The sequence below is a fragment of the Bacteroides sp. 1001136B_160425_E2 genome, assembly GCF_015559655.1.
GTDB classification, from domain to species: Bacteria; Bacteroidota; Bacteroidia; order Bacteroidales; family Bacteroidaceae; genus Bacteroides; species Bacteroides luhongzhouii.
On record NZ_JADMQH010000002.1, the window covers coordinates 61,035 to 83,734 of the forward strand.

Genomic DNA, 22,700 nt, shown 5'->3' on the forward strand with positions numbered 1-22,700 from the left:
TTATTATGAATAAAATAATTAATAGAATCTTTTGTTTTTTCGTATTGGCTATAATTATAGTAGCATGTGATACAGAAATAGAAAATATTCCACTTCAAAAGCCTGTAGTGCGCGATACTCAATATTACGAAAATTTGAGAGCTTATAAAAAGTCAAAACATCAGTTGGCTTTTGGATGGTTCGGAGGTTGGAAAGCAACCGGAACGTCTCCGGTAAAATATTTGCGTAACTTGCCCGATAGCGTAGATGTGGTATCTATTTGGGGAACTTGGCATAGTTTGACCCCTGCACAGATTGAAGACTTGAAATATGTGCAAGAAGTATACGGTACCAAAGTGACATTTACTATCTTTTCCCATAATATGGCTAACTTTCCCGGTAACTTTGAAAATGTAGCGGAAAATATTCCAGCCGTAGCAAAGGCCGTGGCTGACAGTGTTTTCAAATATGGATATGATGGGGTTGACTTTGACCATGAGTGTAGTGGAAGTGATTTATTCAATAAGGCAGTGAATATGACTACTCTATTGAGAGAAATGCGTGCTAATCTGGGAGAAGACAAGCTTATTTGTGTAGACGGATTCATTGAAAAAATCACAGAAGAAGGATGGCAATATGCTGATTATGCAGTTGCGCAGGCATATGGTACTTCTAGACCGTCCTCACTGCAAAGTAGGTTTAATACAGTGAGTAAATATATTGCTCCGGAGCGTTTTATAGCTACGGAAAATTTTGAAAGTTATTGGTCAACGGGAGGAGTAAATTACGCTGATCCGGAGTTGGGTACTATTCCTTCTTTGATTGGAATGGCACGTTGGCAGCCGGAAAATATAACGGAAGATCAACATAAAGGAGGAGTGGGAAGTTATCATATGGAATATGAGTACAACCATACGGATATTGAATATAAATATCTTCGTGAAGCTATTCAGATAATGAATCCTGCAAAGAAATAATGTCTAAAAAGAAAAAAGATATGAAGGTAAAATACATATTATTGACTATATTTTGGGTAGGCATACTGTCAGCCTGTACAAATGCGGAAACATTTAAAGATGTTTTATACTTTACCGGTACGGAAGATTCTCCTGCTGTTAAGTATACTATAGATGGACCGACTGAAATCGGAGTGACGGTTTCAGCTTCTTGCCAGACTATGAGTGATCAATCTATAAGAATCAAAGTAGATCCGGATAAACTGGAAGGCTATAACGCGCTGTACGGGAAAAAATATAAAATTGTCCCGACCGAGGATTATATGTTATCCAATAATGAGATTGTGTTGAAAGCAGGTGGGAACATTTCAGAACAATTAATCATTTCTTTATTGAGGACTACAAATTTAGAAGAGGGAGTCACTTATTGTGTACCTTTGACTATCACGGATGTAACTGGAGATATGCCTGTTTTAGAGTCTTCCCGGACAATGTATCTTGTATTGAATCAGGTGATGATTGTTAATGCCGCTACTCTTTCTCGCACTAATATGCAACTTCCTTTTGAAAGTGAACCTTCATTGGCAAGTGTTCCGCAGGTGACAATGGAAGCAAGGGTCAAGGTTAATAAGTTTGCTACAGCTAGTCCCTATATTAGTACTGTAATGGGAGTAGAAGAGGAGTTCTTATTACGATTTGGAGATACTACTATTAAACCGAATCAAATACAATTGGCTGGTGGCGGTTTCCCTGTAACGGGAAAAACTGAATTTGAAGTTGACAAATGGTATCATCTTGCCGTTGTATTTGATGGTTCCAGTATTAAACTTTATGTTAATGGTGAACTGGATGGACAAGTAGATGCACCACGTGGACCTATTGTTCTGTGTGGAAAGACAGATAAACGTAGATTTTGTATTGGTTCCTCGTTGAATTCCCGTTACTTGGATGGATCTATAAGTGAAGTCCGTGTATGGAAGAAAGCTCTGACGCAGAATGAGATTCAGAATAATATGTGTTATATTTCTCCGGATTATTATCAGGATATGATTGCTTATTGGAGATTTAATGAAGGAGAAGGTTCGGTAATCAAAGACTGGACTGGTAATGGCTGGGACATTAATAAGACTCTTAGTTGGACAGAAGGAGTACGTTGTCCCGAATAGAAAATCAACCAATCAACTAATAATTAGGCAAGTATGAAAAAACAATTACTATATTTAATGTTCGCTATGACTGCTATATGCGCGGCTTGTAGTGATGATGACGAAATCTATCAGGCGGAGGCGGTGAAGAATCCTGTTACTGGAGTTTCTGTTGAAAATGAATTAATGACCGAAGAAGGAGTTATTACGCTTGAGGGATTAGGAACTACCACCACCCTGCATGTGAGTGTTATTCCGGACAATGCTGGCAATTTGGAGGAATACTCTTTCAGATTTGGCTCGAGCAATGTGGAAGTTTTTACTGTAGATCGGGAAGGGGTAATTACGAGTGTTGCTTCAGGTGAGGCAGAACTGACTGTTACATTGGTGGATAACGCAAATGTGGTGAGGTTTCAGTCCAAATATAGAGTAGCTGTAGATTATGTGGTGAAGGTTGAGGAAATCATTGTGGCTGGTGGAGCTGGAAGCCTGAGACTGACAACGGGTAGTACTTACGATTTGAATAACAATCACATCGTATTGCCGGATGATGCGGCTGACAAATCTGTATCCTATCGTTTAAAGGAGGAAAGTGAGGCTATTTTATTGGAAAATGGCGTAATTACTGCTATTAAAGCTGGTAATGCGGTTGTCGAGATAATTGCAAATGATGGAGGGGGAGCTTCTACTGAGCTTGCGATAGAGGTAAGAGATGCTTCAGATATAGATGTACAGTTTAAATTTACAACTGTAGTGGCTTACTCCATGGGGGGCAATTTGTTGTTGAATCTAAGAGATGCTACTGGCAATGTTGTTGGAGTTCAACTTGATGGGCAAACGACTTTGCCTTCAGGAGAATATTCAAAAGATCAAATAGGTGCCTTGATGGCAGATTTGGGAGCAGCGGGTCTTGGAAAAAGAGAACCGGATGTAAATAATCCAGGTTCGTTCACTGTCCAATATGATGCTGAGACTCAAAATTATACTATTGAAGGAGTGTTTAATTGGTTGGCAGCTCCTCCATATTCTGCGATTACTATGGGATTTGAATATACAGGTCGTATAACCATAACTGCAATATAACAAGAGCTATATAGGTAAGACTCACCTCTTGCTACAGGTAACCGGTAGCGAGAGGTGTTCTAAAGAAATAAGTAGAAAGTATTTAAGATAATACAATGAACAGATTTTTTTCACTGGCTATATGGGGTGCGCTATCAACATATCCGAATGGAGAAGTTTGTGCACAAAAGACTATAGGAATCGCTGATGACGAGCGTCCTAACATTCTTTTTATTCTAAGCGATGACCATACCTCTCAAGCATGGGGAATTTATGGAGGAATATTAGCCGATTATGTGCAAAATCCTAATATTCGCCGTTTAGCTTCCGAAGGAGTGGTGCTGGATAATTGTTTTTGTACAAATTCAATTTCTTCACCCAGTCGGGCTTCCATTCTTACAGGGGCATATAGCCATAAGAACGGAGTATATACATTAGCCGATTCATTGGATACTTTGTTGCCTACGATTGCGACAATATTGAAGCAGGCCGGATATCAGACCGCTTTGGTAGGCAAATGGCATTTGAAGTCACAGCCACAAGGATTTGATTATTATTCAATCTTTCACGATCAAGGTGTATATCGTGATCCCTTATTTATCAATAGTACTGATCCTTGGCCCGGTAATCGTAATTTTGGTGAGTGTATACAAGGTTTTTCGACAGATATTGTGGCAGATAAAGCAATTGAATGGATGAAAAACAGGGAAGATAAACAGCCGTTTTTGATGTGTTGCCATTTCAAGGCCACCCATGAACCGTATGATTATCCAATCAGAATGGAACATTTGTATGATGGGGTTGTTTTCCCTGAACCGGAGAACCTGATGGATTGGGGTCCCGAGACTAATGGAAGAGGTTTTGTCGGGCAAAAGTTAGAAGAAATAGGAAGACGGTGGGAATTAGCTTCTGCTGATCCTGACAAATGGTGGTGTCGTTATCCAGGATTGCCGTTTACTACTAAAGGGATGCAGCATGCAGCCGCCCGTAAAGCCATATATCAAAAATACATTAGAGATTATTTGCGTTGTGGAGCAACAGTAGACGATAATATAGGCAAACTGTTGTATGCCTTGGAGGATATGGGAATAGCCGATAATACAATTGTAGTATATGTTTCTGATCAAGGCTATTTCTTAGGAGAACATGGGTTCTTTGATAAGCGTATGTTTTATGAGGAAGCCGCCCGTATGCCTTTTGTTATTCGTTATCCTAAAAAACTTCCAGCTGGAAAGAGAGTGAAAGATTTAATCTTGAATATTGATTTTGCTCCCACTTTAGCCCAGTTTGCAGGAATAAACTCGTTCGAAGGAATGCAAGGACATAGTTTTGTCGATAATCTTTGTGGGCGGACACCGGAAAACTGGCGTAAGAGTTTTTACTATCGTTACTGGACACATCACACCATTCGTCCTGCACATATGGGAATCCGTAACGAACGTTATAAACTGATTTTTTACTATGGCGACCCATTGGATATGACAGACGGGCAGGAAGCTTCTACTAAACCGGTGTGGGATTTTTATGATTTACTGAAAGATGCGGAAGAAAATCATAATGTGTATAATGAGAAAGAATATGCTCCTGTCATTAAACAAATGAAAAAAGAAATGATCAAACTACGTATGGAAGTAGAAGATACAGATGGAAAATATCCACAAATGCAGAAGCTTTTTGACGAATCATTTTGATCCCGGAGAGAAGAAAAGAACACCAAAAGAGAGAATATTCCTTTAACGGAAATATCCTCTCTTTCTCACTTAAAAGCCTAAACCTTTTATCTTGATTACTTGCTATTATAAGCAGTCAACATCCAAACTAGTTTTTCCTGTTCTTTCAGATAATCGCTCATCATCGAAACGGTCACTTCATCTCCGGCTTGAGAAGCGATGGACAGAATTTTACGTTCTTCACCGATCAGATAACTGATACTCTGAAGGATATTGTTCAGTGCCTGTTCACCGTTGCTCACCTTATCTACTTCACTGATATTCGCCACTTTCAGATAATCGCTGAATTTGTTGGCAGGAGTACCGCCCAACATCAAGATACGTTCTGCAATTTCGTCTACCTTTTCGGCTGTGTCGTCGTACATTTTTTCGAATTGGCTGTGGAGAACAAAGAAATCATGTCCTTTGATATTCCAGTGGAAACCGCGGAGATTGGTGTAATACACTTGGAAGTCTGCTAATAGTTGTTGCAAAGATGCCACTACGTTGTTTGCTCCCGATTCGTTCAGTTTGATAAATTCTAAAGTTTTCATATTCTTTATTTTTAATGATTTATACTTGTTTTCTTTTTTTCTGTACTGCAAAGATAAGGCGGAAAATGCTTGTTGTCAAACTGAAAATTTCTATCTTTGCATAGATGAAATCTATAACTTAATATGATTTGATAGATGACGATACAACAATTAGAATATATACTAGCCGTAGATCAGTTCAGGCATTTCGCACGGGCAGCCGAATATTGCCGTGTGACGCAACCCACTTTGAGTGCCATGATTCAGAAGCTGGAAGATGAATTGGGAGTAAAATTGTTCGATAGAACGGTACAACCTGTTTGTCCGACCCCCATCGGGCAGAAAGTGATAAATCAGGCTCGTGTGATTCTAGCACAGGCGGCTCAAGTAAAAGAAATCATCAGTGAAGATAAGCAGTCATTATCAGGTGTGTTCCGTTTGGGAGTATTGCCAACTATCGCTCCTTATTTGCTTCCTCGCTTTTTCCCTCAACTGATGGAGAAATATCCCGAACTGGATATTCGTGTCACGGAAATGAAAACACAGGATATTCAGCAGGCTTTGCATGCCGGTGATTTGGATGCAGGGATTATTGCCAGTAAATTAGAAGATACATTCTTGACGGAAGAAACTCTTTTTTATGAGCAATTTTATGCTTATGTATCACGGAAAGAACCCTCATTCAAACACGACGTTATCCGCACTTCCGATATAACCGGTGAACATCTTTGGCTTTTGGACGAAGGACATTGTTTTCGTGACCAACTTGTCCGTTTCTGTCAGATGGAAGCGGTGAAGGTTAGTCAGATGGCTTATCGTTTGGGAAGCATGGAAACCTTTATGAGAATGGTAGAAAGTGGAAAAGGAATCACTTTTATTCCCGAACTGGCAGTAACTCAATTGACGGAAGAACAGCGACAATTAGTACGTCCGTTTGCTATCCCCCGACCGACGCGGCAGGTGGTGCTGGTGACAAATAGAGATTTCATTCGTCACAGTTTGCTATGTGTTCTGAAAGAGGAAATAAAAGCAGCGGTCCCCAAAGAAATGCTTACTTTGCAGTCCATACAATGTTTGCTATAATAAATAGGAGATTGAGAGGATTCCGGAGAAATTCATAGGAGTGAAGTCATAGCTCGATCCTTGCTTGATAAATGCGTTTACGATGTGGTCCATGTGGTAGAGGCAAATATGATGTAAAAAAGTCCTTTGTTCATTTTATTGGCTTGTCTTTGCTTTCATTTTTGTATTAGTGGTGCTCGGCTCTACCGATTCGAAGAGGGGAGCGGGCAATCTGGCAGGACTTGCCACCGGTTTGACTCTTGTATTGGTACATATTGTATGTATTCCCATCACAGGGACTTCCCTTTATAAGAATAACTTCTTATATAAAGATAAAAGGGCGGCAGTTTCACAACTACCGCCCTCTTTTGCGTAATTAATATATTATATTAAAAAAGAGTGTGTTTTGCACGTTTACATTAGATTTATAATCTTAGGGAAATTTTACTTCATAAGTTTTCGGTCCGCCATAGATCGTATTGACACGAATTCTTAATCCTTTTTTTCCTTCCATCCGGTCTTTAATCTTATCCAGTTTGAAAGATACATATCCTTCGCCTAAGCTTTGAGGATAATCACCTTCACTGTTATGACGGAATTCCAGATTGATATATTCGTCCTCCGCATTGTCCTCGTCAGTAGTGGGAGCAGACTCTTCTTTGTCGTTGATCACCAGATTCAGGAAATGTTTTTTATCTTCACTATGCGTTCCATAATATTGGAATTCAATCGTCAGATATTTATTATCCTTATTGATCCACATATAAGTCGTGTTGATCTTGTCATCTCCGACTTTTTCTTCGTCATTGTCATCTTCACCCATCGTGATGATGTCTTTAGTTAAGATTGGATTGATACCTCTCACCTGAATATTATGGTCGTATCCATTCACAGGCTCTTCCAGCTCGTTAAATATCACAAAAGCTCGTTGTCCTTCCACCCAATCTTTATTATTCCATCCTTGCGCATTACTGGGATACATCTTTTTCCCGTCATCCAAAGTGAAATAAAATTCCTTGCTATCCTGGCTAATCATATTGATGGTACTGATAACCAGAAGATCGGACGGGTTGTCATCGTTGTCCAAACATGACTGGAGAATCGGCATTGTAGTCATAATAGCAAAGATAAAGGCAATGAATTTCAATTTCTTCATATACTTACTTAGGTTTTAGATTATATAAAATGGTTCCTTTGTATTGTGAAAATGCAGTGGGATAGAAAATATTGCATTTGAATCTGTTAAAGAAACAAAAGTGATAAAAGAGTTGTTCTCTCTATGCAGTATTTCTATCTTTGCTGCATTTATAAGTTAAACACGTGTATAAGAGAATGGAAGAATTAGAGTTGTCGGAACAATGCAGGCTAGGCAATAACCAAGCTCGCAAAGAACTGTATGAGCAGTATGCGGGACGTCTGTTTGGCATCTGTCTTCGTTATACCGGCGACCGTGATACGGCCCAGGATCTGCTTCACGACGGTTTTTTAAAGATATTCGATTCCTTCGACAAGTTCACCTGGAGGGGTGAAGGCTCCCTGCGGGCTTGGATGGAAAGGGTGATGGTCAACACAACTTTGCAATATCTCCGGAAAAATGATGTAATCAATCAGTCGGCACCATTAGAAGAGTTGCCTGAAGAATATGAAGAACCGGACGCTTCTGATGTAGAAGCTATTCCACAGAAAGTGTTGATGCAGTTTATAGAAGAACTACCTGCCGGATATCGTACAGTGTTTAATCTTTATACATTCGAAGACAAATCGCATAAAGAAATCGCACAGGAATTAGGTATTAATGAAAAATCTTCGGCTTCGCAACTATTTCGTGCGAAGAGTGTATTGGCAAAAAGAGTAAAAGAATGGATAATGCATAATGGATAGATAGAGATGGAAGAGAAAGAATTGTGGATGAATAAGTTGAAGGAGAAGCTCGCGGATTATTCCGAGCCGGTGCCTGCTTCCGGTTGGGAACAACTGGAGAAAGAACTTATGCCTCCTGTGGAGAAGAAAATATATCCTTATCGAAAATGGATGATGGCTGCTGCGGCTGTTATATTGTTAGCTGTCGTTTCGTCAGTAAGTCTGTATTTTCTGGGGACACCGGCTGCGGATGAAATACGTCATATAAAAACTCCGGCATTGGCATCTATACCCGATGCGTTGCCGGGTGTGCAACAGCCGGATGTGCAGGGCACTTCCGTAGAACCTGTTTTGCGACCTGTGGCTCGTGAAGACCGTTTGGCGAAAATTGATAAGAATTTTACAGAACAGAAAACAAATGCAGAGCAATCTGCAATAGAAAATAGGAACGAAACTATAGTAGGGAATGAAATTAATCCTGTGATTGAGGAAGACCAGACGCTCAAAGGCGAGACGGAGCAGACGAAAAATGGAGCAAAACAGGTAGACAGTGAAAATGTGGGTCAGGCTATACAGTCACAGGATACCGAACGGTCGAACAACAGGCCGCGTCGCCCTTCCGGCAGAGACAAGCTGCATATTCCGGCAGAAAAAAGAGCATCTCAAAAAGGAACATGGTCCATGGGACTCTCGGTAGGAAATTCGGGCGGAGCATCCACAGAAGTCGGTGCCGGCTCTCATGCTTATATGTCTCGTGTGAGTATGCTTTCTGTTTCCAACGGTTTGATGGAGATACCTAACGATCAGACATTGGTTTTTGAAGATGGAGTGCCTTATCTGCGTCAGGCAAAACAAGTGGTTGACATTAAGCACCATCAGCCTATTTCTTTCGGATTGTCCGTCCGTAAAGGGCTGGCAAAAGGATTTTCTCTCGAAACGGGATTGACTTACACGTTGCTTTCTTCGGATGCGAAACTGGCGGGTGAAGATCAGCAGATAGAGCAAAAACTGCATTATGTCGGTATTCCGCTGCGTGCCAACTGGAATTTTCTTGATAAAAAATTCGTTACTCTCTACGTTTCCGGTGGAGGTATGGTAGAGAAATGTGTTTATGGAAAGCTCGGTTCCGAGAAAGAAACTGTGAAACCTCTGCAATTCTCGGTATCCGGTGCGGTAGGTGCACAGGTGAACGCAACGAAACGTCTGGGTATCTACGTAGAACCCGGTGTTGCTTATTTTTTCAATGACGGTTCGGATATGCAGACCATACGTAAAGAGAATCCGTTTAATTTCAATATACAGGCTGGTATCCGCCTGACTTATTAATGAGAACTACCTTACTGAACATAGTGACGGTATCCGTTCAAGATAGCGTCACTATCCTGATTAGATAGCGTCACTATCCTGACCGGATGGCGTCACTATCCTGATATTAGTATCTTTTTCCTCATAAAAATCGGATAATTGAGAAAATATTAATAATATTGTCACCTGTTAATGGTCTATGGTTGCATACCTTTGTTGCAAAATTCTAAGCTATGGTGAATTTTACAGATGAAAAACATTTATTAATTGATTTAAAAGACGGTTCTTTTCAAGCATTTGAAAGATTGTATAATATGTACAGCGGTAAACTGTACAATTTCATTATGCGGCTTTCTTCCGGCAATCAATATATGGCTGAAGAAGTAGTGCAATCCACTTTTATCCGTATATGGGAAGTGCGTGAGAAAGTCGATACCAACGCTTCGTTTATTTCTTTTCTTTGTACGATAGCTAAGAATTTACTGATGAATATGTATCAGCGTCAGACCGTTGAATATGTTTACAATGAATATCTGCTGAAAAGCGGACTAGACTGTGATTCGCAGACGGAAGATACTATTGATCTCCGTTTCTTAAACGATTATATCGACTCATTAGCAGAAGAATTGCCGGCACAGCGAAAGAAAATATTTATCCTCAGTAAGCGTCAGAATTATACGAATAAGGAAATAGCCGAAATGATGGGAATTTCTGAAAGTACAGTCGCCACACAATTATCTTTGGCGGTGAAGTTTATGCGTGAGCAGTTGATGAAGCATTATGATAAGGTAATTGCACTTCTGATCGCCTTTTTTGTTAATGAAATGTAATTGTAATACACGTTTTTGGATAGTAGATAGGATGAAAATGTATACTTGTAAATAAGTAGGAAAGAAGATGGATAAGATATATTATAAAGAACTGATTGATAAGTATTTCGACGGAAATATAACGGATGCTGAAATAAAAGAGCTCTCCGATTGGATAAAGAACGACCGCCATTTACAAAACTGGTGGGAAGAAGAATTTTCCAAATCGGATGCTGATATTAATCCGATGCTGCGTGACAAACTATTTGCCCGAATCAAAGAAGAGACGCAGGGAAAAGAAGAGACACAAGGAAAAGAGAAAACAAGAACTGTTCGCATGAATCCTTGGAAATGGGCTGCCGCCATCGTTTTACCCATTTGTATTGCCTTCTTCACCTACTATCTTATAGATTCTTCGCAAACAATGGGAGCTCCCTTTATAGTAAAAGCCGATAAAGGAGATAAAGCAACCATTGAATTGCCGGATGGAACGAATGTCGTTCTCAATTCAGCTTCACAATTAAGCTATCTGAATAACTTCGGAGAAAATGTACGTCATGTGCAACTGAATGGTGAAGCCTATTTCAAAGTAGCTCATGATGAAAAGCACGCCTTTATAGTACAGGTAGGCGATTTGGAAGTGAAAGTACTCGGTACTTCTTTTAATGTATCTGCCTATGAAGATGCTAAAGACGTGACAGTCGTTCTTTTGGAAGGAAAAGTAGGGGTTTATGCGCAGAAAACATCGCATATCATGAAGCCCGGCGACAAAATAGAATATAATAAAGCCACTCATAAGATAACAGCCACTCAAGTACACCCGAGTGACTACATTGAATGGACGAAAGGAAATATCTATTTTGAGAAAGAATCTTTGGAAAATATAATGAAAACCCTTTCACGCATTTATGACGTAGAGATTCGTTTCGACTCCAATAAACTACCTAATGAATATTTCACCGGAACCATTCCGGGAGGCGGTATACAGAATGCATTGAATATCCTGATGCTTACTTCACCTTTCTATTATGAAATGGACGGTTCGGTGATTGTCTTGAAGGAGAAATAAGTGGAACTTTCATTGAGTATCTTTGTTTATTCATTGAATAACGTCTATATTTGTGGTACACTAATTTGAAGATGCAATGAATACATTGGAACGTAAATTGCCGATAGGGATACAGACATTTGAAAAGATGCGTGCAGAGGGGTGTTTGTATGTGGATAAAACAGCCATTATATATCAGATAGCAGCTACTAAAGTGCCTTATTTCCTTAGTCGTCCCCGTCGTTTTGGCAAAAGTCTGTTAATTTCTACTTTTGAGGCCTACTTTCAAGGTCGTAAAGACCTTTTTGAAGGCTTGGCAATTGAAAAGTTAGAGACGAAGTGGGAGCAATATCCGGTTCTACATCTTGATTTGAATGCGAAAAAATATGAGACGGCGGCAGATTTGGTCGCCATGCTAAACCAGTATTTGGAGAAATGGGAAGCCGTATATGGTGATGAGAAGAAAGACCGTAGTCCTGAAGAACGTTTTAGTTATATCATTGAGCAAGCCTACCTGAAAACAGGAAAAGGAGTTGTGGTATTGGTTGATGAGTATGATAAACCTTTGCTGCAAGCCCTTTTAGATGAGAACCTGTTGGATGAATACCGTCGTATTCTGAAAGCCTTTTATGGTGTACTGAAAAGTTCCGACCGCTATCTTCGGTTTATATTCTTGACAGGAGTCACAAAATTCGCCCAGGTAAGTGTATTCAGTGATTTGAATCAACTGAATGATATAAGTATGAAAATTCCTTATGCCAATATTTGTGGTATTACTAAAAAGGAGTTAGTATCCACATTTACTCCCGAGTTGGAGCGGTTGGCAGAAGTGCAGGAGATGTCTTTTGAAGATACTGTCGATAAAATGACGGCGATGTACGATGGCTATCACTTTACATATAGCGAAGATGGATTGTTTAACCCCTTCAGTGTCCTCAATGTCTTTGATGGATTAATGTTTGATAATTACTGGTTCCAGACCGGTACTCCTACCTATCTTGTAGACCTACTGAAACAAAGTGATTATGATTTACGTTTGCTGATAGATGGCTTGGAAGTAGGAAGTTCCGGATTTGCCGAATACCGTGCAGAGACAAAGAATCCCCTTCCGATGATCTACCAAAGTGGTTATCTGACAATTAAAAACTTTGATAAATCATTGAACCTATATACGCTAGGTTTTCCGAATGATGAGGTCAAATATGGCTTTCTTAAATTCCTGATCCCCTATTATACACCCATCTCTTCTGATGAAACGGATTTTAATGCAGTTAAGTTTGTCCGTGAACTTCAGTCGGGCGACGTTCATTCCTTTATGGAACGTATGAAATCATTCTTTGCCGACATTCCCTACGAATTGAACACAAAGACCGAACGGCATTATCAGGTTATCTTTTATCTCGTCTTTAAGTTGATGGGACAATATGTAGATGCAGAAGTCCGTAGCGCAAAAGGTCGTGCCGATGCCGTGGTGAAAACGAAAGACCGTATTTATGTATTTGAGTTTAAACTGGAAGGAACAGTAGACGAAGCTCTGAAACAAATAGATGAAAAAGGATATTTGTTACCTTACCGGACAGACGGGCGTGAGCTAGTAAAAGTGGGAGTTTCCTTTAATGCTGAAGAACGTAATATTGGTGAATACAAAGTAATATAATCGTTTATTGAGTAAAATATAGAATAGAGCCATTCCGGAGCCCACTACTTAGGAATGGTTTTTTTGTTCTCTGAATTGAATAAGTTAACGAGAGTTAAAGTCTGATAGGCGATTGGACGAGTGAGTATAGTAGTCTGTATACCTATCAAACAACTTAAAAGTTTTGATATATGAAGCACAAAACAACCTTTGAAAAGCTCCCTCAAGCAAATGCAGGGAGAAGTAAGAACTGGAAAACACTGCGGGCTATCTGTCTGCTATTGTTTTTAAGCGTTTCTTTCACCGCTTATTCCCAAATAACAGTGAATGTGAAAGACATCTCTTTAAGGGCCTCGTTAAAGAAAATCGAGCAAGTAAGCAATTACAAATTCTTCTATAATGAGAGCCTTCCGGAGCTAAATCAAAAAGTATCGTTAAATGTGAAAGATGCAACGATTGAACAAACCATGCAACAACTTTTGGGTAAAATGGAGTTAACCTACAAGAAAGAGCAAGAGAATGTCATTGTATTGATTCGTAAAGCCCAGGACAAATCGATAACTAAAAAAATAACAGGTACTGTTGTCGATGAAAAAGGCGAACCAGTCATTGGTGCCAGTATTGTGATAAAAGGTGAGTCGCACGGAACGATTACAGATTTTGATGGAAAGTTCACATTAGCAGACGTACCGGAAAAGGGAATATTGACCGTCTCTTATATCGGTTATAAAACAGTTGACCTTTCTGCCACAGGGCAGACATTCGTAAAAGTTGTACTTCAGGAAGACAGTAAAATGATAGACGAGGTTGTTGTTGTCGGCTACGGAGTCCAGTCACAAAAGCTGGTCACTACTTCTATCAGTAAAGTAAAGATGGAAAATATAGATCAGGGTAATGACTATAATCCGATTAAAATGCTGCAAGGACGTGTAGCGGGTGTGAATATCTCCTCTGCATCAGGAACTCCGGGAGAAGCACCGAATGTCACCGTTCGTGGTATCGGTTCCGTTAGTGGGGGAAGCTCGCCGCTTTATGTGGTCGACGGTATCCCCAGCGAAAAATATCCTAATCTGAATCCGAATGACATTGAAAGTATGGAAGTCTTGAAAGACGCTTCCGCCGCTGCCATCTATGGTTCGCGTGCCAATGCCGGAGTTGTGTTGATAACGACCAAATCAGGTCAGCAAGGTAAGACGAAGATAGAGGTGTCCGGTCGTTACGGATTCGCTTATTTGGCCAGCGACATTGAAATGGCCAATTCGATGGAATATATGAATACGATGCAAGCCGCTATTGATAATTACAATGTGCAAATGGGAGCTAACCTTCAATTGTATGTTCCTTCTCAAATTCAGGAAACCAATTGGGTGAAAGAAATATCAAGAAAAAACTCGAAAACAGGTACCGGCTCTATCAGCATTTCCGGTGGAAATGAAAAGACCACCTTCTTTGCTTCTTTAGGTGCTAATACTCAAGAAGGATATTTGAATAAGAGCAGCTATGACCAGTATAATATGCGTGCCAAATTCACACATAAAATAAACAACCTGTTCAAACTGAATATGAATCTGGCAGGTTCGGCCAGCCGTTCAGACTTATTGGAAGAAACGAGTACCAGCTTGAAAGTACTTCGTACAGCTCGTGAGGAGCAGCCCTGGTATTCACCTTATAAAGAAGACGGAACATCTTATAAAGTGAACGGGACAGATATTTTGCGCCACAATCCGGTGATGCTGATTAATGAAGAAGACTGGGTAGCTAAGAAATATCAACTGTCTGGTGTGTTCAGCATAGACGTAACTCCTTTCAAAGGATTTAAGTACACACCGACAGTAAGCGTATATGGTATTTTGGACAACACATCTAAAAAATTGTCGGACAAGCATGATGCCCGTAAAAATAGCAGTGGTTGGGGAGCATTAGCCGAACAAAAAGACCAGAGTTTCCGCTATGTGATAGATAATATATTCTCTTACAACAATGAATGGAATAAACTAATTTACTCCGTCATGTTGGGACATTCGTTTGAGAAATACACTTATGAACAATTCGGGGCAAAGAGTGATAACTATGCTAACGGCGCATTTCCTTCCTCCAACTTTGATTTAATCAATGCAGGTCCTAATATTTACGCCGGAAATATTAGTTATACCTCTTATGCCTTAGAATCCTATTTCGGACGAATCGCTTTGAATTGGGACAATAAATACATACTGAATGCTTCTTTGCGTAGTGATGGTTCTTCCCGCTTTGCGAAGAACAAGAGATATGGCTATTTCCCTTCTGCTTCTTTTGCGTGGCGTGCCTCCAATGAGGAATTTTTCCCAAAAAACAAATACGTCAATGATGCAAAGTTAAGATTAAGCTGGGGTATGACAGGTAGCATGGCAGGAGTGAGTAATTATGCTCCGTTATCACTGATTAGTGCGGGCGGTGCTTCTTACAACGGTTCTGCCGGATTCCAGATTTCGCAGGATGCCCGTGCCTTGACTTGGGAGAAAGCCAGCCAGTTTAATATCGGATTTGATATAGAAATGTTTCAGTCTCGCCTGACTTTAAACATAGATATGTTCTATCAAAAGACTACCGACCTGCTGTTTAAGAAACCAGTCAATGCAACCACCGGATATACCACATTACAGTCCAATATCGGCTCATTAGAGAATAAAGGACTTGAGTTGGCTTTGAGTGGTAAAATCTTCACCGGAAAGTTTAAATGGGATTTGGGTGGTAACATTTCTTTTGTAAAGAACAAATTGCTTTCTCTCATCGAAGGAAATGATATGTATATTGTTCCCAGCAGCGGTAGTAACCTTTTAGGAGGTTCGATGCATGCGTTGATTAACGGACAGCCTATCAGTACATTCTATATGTTAAAGATGGAAGGTATCTACCAGCGTGACGACGAAGTGCCTGCGAAACTGTATGCGAAAGGAGTCCGTGCCGGTGACGTGAAATATTTCGATTATAATGAAGACGGAGATATATCTGACGCCGACCGAATGAATGTAGGAAAAGCCATTCCTGATTTTTACGGTGGTATTACCTCCAACTTCTCTTACAAAGGTTTCGATTTATCATTGTTCGGACAATTCTCGGTAGGTGGTAAAGTGATGTCGGCATGGCGGGGAGTGAACGGTTCCGAAGGTACTGACCATTTAGGATTGGCGCTGTCCAATGTAAAAGTAAACGACCGTGGCGAATCCGTCGAGCAATACTTTAATGTAAGCAAAGAAGTAGCTAACGGATACTGGCGTGGAGAGGGCACAAGCAACACGATCCCTCGTCCTGTAAGAATAGGAGCACATACCGGGTATGATTATGACTATAACGTGCAAACTTCAACACGTTATTTGGAAGATGCTTCCTATTTTAAACTGAAAACTGTGACTTTGGGTTACACTTTGCCAGAATCAGTCGTTAAGAAACTCCGCATGAACTCATTAAGAGTCTACGTTTCGGCTGATAATCTACTCACTCTCACCAAGTATTCCGGTTATGATCCCGAAACATCATTTTCCGGTAGCCCGGGAGACTCAAATTATGGAGTTGACTTCGGGTTGCAACCTGTATTACGAACATTTATTTTTGGTCTGAATCTAAACTTTTAAAAATATAGATGTATGAAACGATACTATACTATAATCAACTATTTGCTATGTAGCATTTGCCTTTTGTGGATGACGGGTTGTTCAGGTATACTGGATGATATGCGGCCTAAAGATCAGATACCTCAAGATATGTTGAGTGAATCCGATTTGGAAAAGTTATTGAATGGAGTGTATGCCGAAATGGAAGAACTGGTATTCAAATTTTATATGGATGGTGATGTAAAAGGCGAGAATTTCAAGGCAGGTCCCGGATTTTCCATGAACGACCCCATGTTGATGGCTCCTAGTTCTAAAGAAGTTTTGAGCCAGTGGCAGAAATGTTTCACAGCCTTGAAACAAGTTAATTTCTTGGTCGAAACATACGAAGCGTCATCTAATAAAGAGAGTCAGGTTGTGAAGCAGACAGGAGGGACCGGATACTACTTCAGAGCTTTGATTTATTATCATTTGGTCACTCGCTGGGGAGGAGTTCCTATCTTGCGTAAGCGCACTTACGACGTCGTTCCCATTTCCCCCGAAACCGAAGTGTGGAGTTTTATAAAAGAAGACTTGGCTAAAGCAGAAGGATTACTGTCTGATTTCACCGATCGTTTTTATGTGTCTCTTAGTGCTTGTGATGCGCTTCATGCCAAAGTATGTTTGTCCTTGAAAGACTATACAAATGCCGCAGCTTATGCTGACAAAGTGATTACAAAATCAAATTTCGCATTGAGTACTACATCAGTTGAGTATGCCCAAGCGTTTGTCTCTAATAGCAGTAGCAAAGAACTGGTCTTTGCGTTAGCCAATAAGCGTAGTACAAGTTTGCTGTTATTCTACCAGACGGTCAATGACATCGATCCGACTTGGGATTACTCTCCTTCTACCGAATGTTACAGTCATCTTTATGATGATACCGCCGTAAAGTCAAAGGATATACGGGCAAAGGCAGTATTTGGCGCAGATAATAGCCGTATTATTAAATTCCCGAATGGAAGTACCGGTCAGTTTGTTACCAATGAACAACCGTCACAAACCCCGATTGTGGTTACCCGTGTGGCGGAAATGTATCTGATTAAAGCGGAAGCATTGGGAGCAGTCAATGGGTTGGCTACATTAAAAGAATTTATGAACAAACGTTATGCAACCGTCTTGTTGCCTTCGAATATGACTGATATAGAGTTTCAGAATCAAATACTTGATGAGCGTCACCGCGAGTTGTATGCAGAAGGTCAACGATGGTATGATTTGAAGCGAACCAACCGTTTGGACTTGTTTTCTTCCTTGAACGGTAGAAACTACCTGATGTATTATCCTGTTCCCCAGTCGGAACGCGATTTGGCGGGAGAGGAAAATTACCCTCAAAATGAAGGCTATTAATTATCTTAGAAAGAACAAAGTATGAAGAATATAAAAATAGTAACAACGTTTTTTATCTGCTTGCTGCTACTTTCAGCATGCTCGGATGATTGGAAGGAAAATGCGCTGACAGCTAAATTTACTTTTGACAAGACAACCTACTATGTAGGCGAAGAAGTCAGTATCACGAATGAGACAGTAGGCGGAGAAGGTAATTATACCTGCCAATGGGATTTAGGGAATGGAGAGACTTCAACAGAAGTTGCTCCTAAAGTGACTTACGAAACGAATGGGGCATATACAGTGACTTTGCACGTGAAAGACAGCAAAGGAAATTATGCAATGGCTCATAAATTATTGACGATTGAAGCTGAACCTCTGCCCGAAGTCGGCAATGTGAAACTGAAATGGGTGGGTGCCCACGTATTGGGCGAAATCCGTTCTACGGCTCCGGCAGTCAGTGATGATAATAATGTATATATGACTTCCAATGACCATTATTTGCGGAAATTCTCGGCCGCTACCGGTGAGCAATTGTGGGAGTTCGACTTATGGACATCGGCTGACGGTGATTCTCCGTCCGGTAATACGCATACCACTCCAAGCATTGATACGGATGGTACTGTGTATGTAGGAACAGGTGACACAAGTGGCAAAGTAGGGCGCGTATATGCCATCAATCCTGATGGAACAAAGAAATGGGTAGTTGCCGGAGATGCTGAAAAAGGATTTTGGAATAAAGGACAGGCTTCTACGCCTCGTATTAATTATCTGACTTGTGCGATTGGAGAGAATCATATCTATATGGGTAATGGCGGCTCTACGGGATCTGTGCTTGCTGTCGATAAGAATACCGGTTACAGAGTAGGTTATGTGGCAAACGCAGACAATTCCGGAGGCCCGTCGGGAGGAGTATCTGCCGGAATAGCATTGGCGAACAACACATTAATTTGGGCTGGTGGAAAGAACGGCTTATTCGGCGCGTCGGCGTCTGTGCTGAATACAGGTGGTAATGTGATGTGGGCATGGCAAATATATAGTTCGGGAAATGATAAGCCTTCAGAAAACATGAATGCTTCCGTAGCTGTGGATGCAGCCGGCACTATATACGGAATTGCCACCTTCCCGAGTATAGGAAGCAGTGCGTTTGCTATTGGAAGCGACGGGGTTGAGAAATGGCGTACTTCGTTAGGAAATGTAGGAACACTAGACCAAGGGGGTGTTGTGATAGGCTTGGACGGAAGTATCATTGTAACGGTAAAACGTGCTCCAGGCGAAGCCACGGGTGGAATTGTTGCATTATCTCCTAATGGAGTTATTCAATGGCATTACGGTGTGCCGGAAGACGTCAGTGGATGTGCGGCAATCGATCAGGCCGGAAATATTCATTTTGGAACGCAATCCGGTAATTATTATATCATTAAACCCGAAGCCTCGGAAGAACAGCTGATCTTGAAAAAAGACTTGGCTGCACTGATTAGCGAGAGCGATTCTCCTTTAAAAGATAACTGGGAAGCGGGTATCGGAAAAATCTGGAGTTCGCCTACAATCGGACCGGATGGAACGATCTATATTGGCGTTACTCACACGGTAGATCCGTCGAAGAGTGTCCTGGTAGCTTTGGAAGATGAAGGTATAACCGGATGTGCAGCTTCGGCATGGCCGATGAAAGGGAAAGACAGCCGCCACACCAGTGCACAGTTGGGAGGCTCGGGAGAGAATCCGGGAGGCGAACCGGGCGGACAATTGCCTATTACAGGAAATCTGAAGACCGATTTAAAGAATTTATTTGATGATAGTTCCTATAAGGTCTGGCTTTGTGCCCATCGGGCGAACACGCAGAAAGGTATGGCCGATGGCATACCGGAGAATTCATTAACTTCCATAGAGTATGCAATCAATGCAGGAGTAGAAATGATCGAACTTGATGCACGTCCCACCTCTGACGGAATATTGGTGCTGATGCACGATAATACGATCGACAGAACCACTAACGGAAGCGGTGCGGTAGGAGATTATTCTTATCAGCAATTACAGCAGCTCTATCTTAAAGATGCAGCAGGGAATCTGACAAACGAACGAATCCCCACTTTAGAGGACGCATTGAAGAAAGGCAAAGGAAAGGTTTATTTTAACTTGGATATAGTCAACAAAAACGTTGCCGTAGCGACAATGGTGGCATTACTTAAAAAACTCGACATGGAAAACGAAGTCCTGCTTTATGTTTCAAACAACCGTAATTATGCATACGATTTGAAAGCGGCGAACAGCACTCTGTTACTGCATCCGATGGCAAAAGCTTCAGATGATATTACCTATTTTGCTTCATCTTACACGGACAATGTGCAGATGATGCAACTTTCCACCTCGGATGCTCTTGCAGGAGCGATGACGGAAGACATTAAATCCAAAGGTTGGCTTTTATTCTCCAATATCGTAGGAGCGAATGATACGAACATGTTGTCGGACAACTATTCGGGGCTGGTAGGCATGATAAACAAACGTATTAATGTCGTGCAGACTGATTATGCCGAATTAGCTGCCAAGTATTTAAAATCCAAAAAGTATAGATAATCCCCCAAAGTATAGATGATAAAAATGAATATGAAAAACTACCTGATAATAGGAATTATTTTGCTGTTTCCTTTCCGCTTGTTTGCAGATGAACCGGTGAAGGCAATTTACGCAAAGATTACGAATCCTGATAATAAAGAAGTAACCGTAGTCGCCCACCGGGCGGATTGGCGCTTTGCACCTGAAAATTCGCTGGCAGCAATAGAGAGTTCTATCCGGTTGGGAGCCGACGTCGTGGAGCTGGACGTTCAGAAAACCAAAGACGGACAGTTGATCCTTATGCATGATAAGACCTTGGATAGAACGACCACCGGAAAAGGTAAGGTTGCCGAGTGGACACTGGATTCTATCCGGACACTCCGTCTGAAGAATGGCGCTGCTTTGAGAACCAAACATCGTGTGCCTACATTGGAGGAAGCATTATTGACGGCCAAAGGGCGCGTTATGGTAAATTTGGATAAGGCTTATCCGATATTCGATGAGATTTTCCCCATTTTGGAGAAAACCGGAACCGTTGAACAGATCATCATGAAGGGGTCAAAGCCTGTTGCAGAAGTGAAAAAGGATTTGGGAAAATATTTAGACCGGATCATATATATGCCAATCGTACATTTGGATCGACCGGGAGCTATGCAGCAAATAGATGATTTCATGAAAGAACTTCATCCGGTAGCCTTCGAATTGTTGTTCGAATCGGATACTTGTCAATTCCCCAAACAAGTGAGGACGAAGCTGGAAGGAAAAAGTAAAATTTGGTATAATACCCTTTGGGATACGATGGCAGGCGGACATGATGACGACAAATCATTGGAAAACCCGGATGAAGGATATGGATATTTGATAGATAAACTTGGAGCAACAATTATCCAGACCGATCGTACTGCTTATTTACTGGAATACTTGCAAGCCCGTAAGAAACGTAATGAGCATAAGATAGACGCCTTTCATTAATATGTAAACTTCGGTTATGTCATTTAAAATATTGGATTTTTATAAAATCTCTTCCCCGCTAGCCGGGGGAGAGACTGATTCAGAAGATTCTTCCCGCTTTAAGCGCATCCGTTGGGCTACATTTTTGTCGGCTACTACCGGATATGGCATTTACTATGTTTGTCGCCTTAGCATGAACGTAGTGCGCAAGCCAATTGTAGAGGAGGGAGTATTTTCCGAAACGCAATTAGGAATCATCGGTTCCTGTCTGTTTTTTGTGTATGCAGTGGGTAAGTTGACGAATGGTTTTCTTGCTGACCGTAGTAATGTTCGGCGTTTTATGTCTACCGGGTTATTGTGTTCCGCTTTGATAAATTTATGTTTAGGTTTCACTAGCTCCTTTTATGCTTTTGTTTTACTTTGGGGATTGAATGGTTGGTTTCAGTCAATGGGAGCAGCATCCGGAGTGGTTTCGCTCACTCGGTGGTACAGTAGTAAAGAACGGGGAACTTTTTACGGCTTTTGGTCTGCTAGTCATAATTTGGGTGAAGCATTAACCTTTATTTCCATAGCCTTGTTAGTCAGTTGGATGGGATGGAGGTATGGGATGATTGGAGCTGGCATTATTGGGATATTAGGTTTCTTTATGATGCTTGTCTTTATGCGTGATACGCCACAGAGTCAGGGATTCTTGTTGAACAAAAATTCTTCATCTGTGGATTCCCATTCTTTGTCTGGTAAACAAACGGAAGATTTTAACAAAGCACAAAAGGCTGTCTTGAAGAATCCTGCAATTTGGATTTTGGCTCTGTCCAGTGCATTTATGTATATTAGCCGCTATGCGGTAAATAGTTGGGGTGTTTTCTATCTGGAAGCTCAAAAGGGATATTCTACGTTGGATGCCAGTTTTATAATATCAATCAGTTCTATCTGTGGAATCATTGGCACGGTATTTTCCGGTATCATTTCCGATAAAATGTTTTCCGGCAGTCGTAATATTCCAGCTTTAGTATTTGGGTTGATGAATGTAATAGCACTTTGTTTGTTTCTCTTAGTTCCGGGAGCTCATTTTTGGATAGACGTGTTGGCAATGGTACTTTTCGGTTTAGGTATCGGAGTTTTGATCTGTTTTCTGGGTGGTTT

General features: G+C 41.0%; 17 protein-coding genes and 2 pseudogenes. 16 read left to right on the forward strand and 3 right to left on the reverse strand.

Going from position 1 to position 22,700, the window contains the following annotated elements; translation table 11 throughout:
• The first annotated feature begins 5 nt into the window (after positions 1–5).
• The 4 genes from I2I04_RS02200 to I2I04_RS02215 all read left to right on the forward strand — a co-directional run bounded on the left by I2I04_RS02200 (position 6) and on the right by I2I04_RS02215 (position 4,833).
• Positions 6–956: a glycoside hydrolase family 18 gene (locus tag I2I04_RS02200; protein ID WP_195654182.1), complete on the forward strand. Its 951-nt coding sequence runs from the start codon at positions 6–8 to the stop codon at positions 954–956.
• 20 nt (positions 957–976) lie between these two features.
• Positions 977–2,101: a DUF1735 and LamG domain-containing protein gene (locus I2I04_RS02205; RefSeq protein WP_195654183.1), complete on the forward strand. Its 1,125-nt coding sequence runs from the start codon at positions 977–979 to the stop codon at positions 2,099–2,101.
• A 33-nt stretch (positions 2,102–2,134) separates the two neighbouring features.
• Complete coding sequence (locus tag I2I04_RS02210; RefSeq protein ID WP_195654184.1) at positions 2,135–3,163, forward strand: Ig-like domain-containing protein; 1,029 nt, start codon at positions 2,135–2,137, stop codon at positions 3,161–3,163.
• 95 nt (positions 3,164–3,258) lie between these two features.
• Positions 3,259–4,833, forward strand: a complete 1,575-nt coding sequence (locus I2I04_RS02215) for a sulfatase (protein ID WP_195654185.1) — start codon at positions 3,259–3,261, stop codon at positions 4,831–4,833.
• 95 nt (positions 4,834–4,928) lie between these two features.
• Here the strand turns inward: I2I04_RS02215 and I2I04_RS02220 are convergent, their stop codons facing one another.
• Positions 4,929–5,405: a Dps family protein gene (locus I2I04_RS02220; RefSeq protein ID WP_004314742.1), complete on the reverse strand. Its 477-nt coding sequence runs from the start codon at positions 5,403–5,405 to the stop codon at positions 4,929–4,931.
• A 135-nt stretch (positions 5,406–5,540) separates the two neighbouring features.
• On the opposite strand from I2I04_RS02220, the gene I2I04_RS02225 reads away from it, so the two are divergent.
• Positions 5,541–6,467 carry a hydrogen peroxide-inducible genes activator gene (locus I2I04_RS02225; RefSeq protein ID WP_143257233.1) on the forward strand — a complete coding sequence of 309 codons (927 nt, stop codon included), beginning with the start codon at positions 5,541–5,543 and terminating at the stop codon, positions 6,465–6,467.
• Positions 6,468–6,485: 18 nt separating this feature from the next.
• On the opposite strand, the pseudogene I2I04_RS23120 reads toward I2I04_RS02225, so the two are convergent.
• Positions 6,486–6,601: pseudogene (locus I2I04_RS23120) on the reverse strand (EamA/RhaT family transporter); the annotation flags it as partial.
• A gap of 11 nt (positions 6,602–6,612) precedes the next feature.
• Here I2I04_RS23120 and I2I04_RS02230 point away from each other — a divergent pair.
• Positions 6,613–6,753: pseudogene (locus I2I04_RS02230) on the forward strand (aquaporin); the annotation flags it as partial.
• A 126-nt stretch (positions 6,754–6,879) separates the two neighbouring features.
• On the opposite strand, the gene I2I04_RS02235 reads toward I2I04_RS02230, so the two are convergent.
• Positions 6,880–7,602 (reverse strand): NigD-like protein, encoded by a 723-nt coding sequence (locus I2I04_RS02235; RefSeq protein WP_143257234.1) that lies wholly within the window; start codon positions 7,600–7,602, stop codon positions 6,880–6,882.
• 176 nt (positions 7,603–7,778) lie between these two features.
• Here I2I04_RS02235 and I2I04_RS02240 point away from each other — a divergent pair, with 176 nt between their 5' ends.
• The 10 genes from I2I04_RS02240 to I2I04_RS02285 form a co-directional block, all read left to right on the forward strand.
• Positions 7,779–8,327 carry an RNA polymerase sigma factor gene (locus tag I2I04_RS02240; RefSeq protein WP_143257235.1) on the forward strand — a complete coding sequence of 183 codons (549 nt, stop codon included), beginning with the start codon at positions 7,779–7,781 and terminating at the stop codon, positions 8,325–8,327.
• A gap of 6 nt (positions 8,328–8,333) precedes the next feature.
• Positions 8,334–9,632, forward strand: a complete 1,299-nt coding sequence (locus I2I04_RS02245; RefSeq protein WP_195654186.1) for an outer membrane beta-barrel protein — start codon at positions 8,334–8,336, stop codon at positions 9,630–9,632.
• A gap of 212 nt (positions 9,633–9,844) precedes the next feature.
• Positions 9,845–10,441, forward strand: coding sequence for an RNA polymerase sigma-70 factor (locus I2I04_RS02250; protein WP_143257237.1), 597 nt, complete (start codon positions 9,845–9,847; stop codon positions 10,439–10,441).
• A gap of 67 nt (positions 10,442–10,508) precedes the next feature.
• Positions 10,509–11,489 (forward strand): FecR family protein, encoded by a 981-nt coding sequence (locus I2I04_RS02255; RefSeq protein ID WP_195654187.1) that lies wholly within the window; start codon positions 10,509–10,511, stop codon positions 11,487–11,489.
• A gap of 76 nt (positions 11,490–11,565) precedes the next feature.
• Positions 11,566–13,125, forward strand: a complete 1,560-nt coding sequence (locus I2I04_RS02260; RefSeq protein WP_008643134.1) for an ATP-binding protein — start codon at positions 11,566–11,568, stop codon at positions 13,123–13,125.
• Between the two features lie 170 nt (positions 13,126–13,295).
• Complete coding sequence (locus I2I04_RS02265; RefSeq protein WP_143257240.1) at positions 13,296–16,715, forward strand: TonB-dependent receptor; 3,420 nt, start codon at positions 13,296–13,298, stop codon at positions 16,713–16,715.
• Positions 16,716–16,727: 12 nt separating this feature from the next.
• Positions 16,728–18,074 carry a RagB/SusD family nutrient uptake outer membrane protein gene (locus I2I04_RS02270; protein ID WP_009041181.1) on the forward strand — a complete coding sequence of 449 codons (1,347 nt, stop codon included), beginning with the start codon at positions 16,728–16,730 and terminating at the stop codon, positions 18,072–18,074.
• A 21-nt stretch (positions 18,075–18,095) separates the two neighbouring features.
• A complete protein-coding gene (locus I2I04_RS02275; RefSeq protein ID WP_195472464.1) occupies positions 18,096–20,627 on the forward strand; it encodes a glycerophosphodiester phosphodiesterase family protein in 2,532 nt (843 codons plus the stop codon).
• Positions 20,628–20,657: 30 nt separating this feature from the next.
• Complete coding sequence (locus I2I04_RS02280; RefSeq protein WP_185911642.1) at positions 20,658–21,578, forward strand: glycerophosphodiester phosphodiesterase family protein; 921 nt, start codon at positions 20,658–20,660, stop codon at positions 21,576–21,578.
• A gap of 16 nt (positions 21,579–21,594) precedes the next feature.
• On the forward strand, positions 21,595–22,700 hold a 1,106-nt coding region (locus I2I04_RS02285; protein WP_195654188.1), incomplete at its 3' end, for an MFS transporter.

Coding starts and splice junctions, on each gene's coding strand:
- I2I04_RS02210 (WP_195654184.1), top strand. CDS start 2,135: ATGAAAAAACAATTACTATATTTAATGTTCGCTATGACTGCTATATGC.
- I2I04_RS02220 (WP_004314742.1), bottom strand. CDS start 5,405: ATGAAAACTTTAGAATTTATCAAACTGAACGAATCGGGAGCAAACAAC.
- I2I04_RS02250 (WP_143257237.1), top strand. CDS start 9,845: ATGGTGAATTTTACAGATGAAAAACATTTATTAATTGATTTAAAAGAC.
- I2I04_RS02240 (WP_143257235.1), top strand. CDS start 7,779: ATGGAAGAATTAGAGTTGTCGGAACAATGCAGGCTAGGCAATAACCAA.
- I2I04_RS02225 (WP_143257233.1), top strand. CDS start 5,541: ATGACGATACAACAATTAGAATATATACTAGCCGTAGATCAGTTCAGG.
- I2I04_RS02200 (WP_195654182.1), top strand. CDS start 6: ATGAATAAAATAATTAATAGAATCTTTTGTTTTTTCGTATTGGCTATA.
- I2I04_RS02205 (WP_195654183.1), top strand. CDS start 977: ATGAAGGTAAAATACATATTATTGACTATATTTTGGGTAGGCATACTG.
- I2I04_RS02215 (WP_195654185.1), top strand. CDS start 3,259: ATGAACAGATTTTTTTCACTGGCTATATGGGGTGCGCTATCAACATAT.
- I2I04_RS02245 (WP_195654186.1), top strand. CDS start 8,334: ATGGAAGAGAAAGAATTGTGGATGAATAAGTTGAAGGAGAAGCTCGCG.
- I2I04_RS02265 (WP_143257240.1), top strand. CDS start 13,296: ATGAAGCACAAAACAACCTTTGAAAAGCTCCCTCAAGCAAATGCAGGG.
- I2I04_RS02280 (WP_185911642.1), top strand. CDS start 20,658: ATGAAAAACTACCTGATAATAGGAATTATTTTGCTGTTTCCTTTCCGC.
- I2I04_RS02260 (WP_008643134.1), top strand. CDS start 11,566: ATGAATACATTGGAACGTAAATTGCCGATAGGGATACAGACATTTGAA.
- I2I04_RS02275 (WP_195472464.1), top strand. CDS start 18,096: ATGAAGAATATAAAAATAGTAACAACGTTTTTTATCTGCTTGCTGCTA.
- I2I04_RS02270 (WP_009041181.1), top strand. CDS start 16,728: ATGAAACGATACTATACTATAATCAACTATTTGCTATGTAGCATTTGC.
- I2I04_RS02255 (WP_195654187.1), top strand. CDS start 10,509: ATGGATAAGATATATTATAAAGAACTGATTGATAAGTATTTCGACGGA.
- I2I04_RS02235 (WP_143257234.1), bottom strand. CDS start 7,602: ATGAAGAAATTGAAATTCATTGCCTTTATCTTTGCTATTATGACTACA.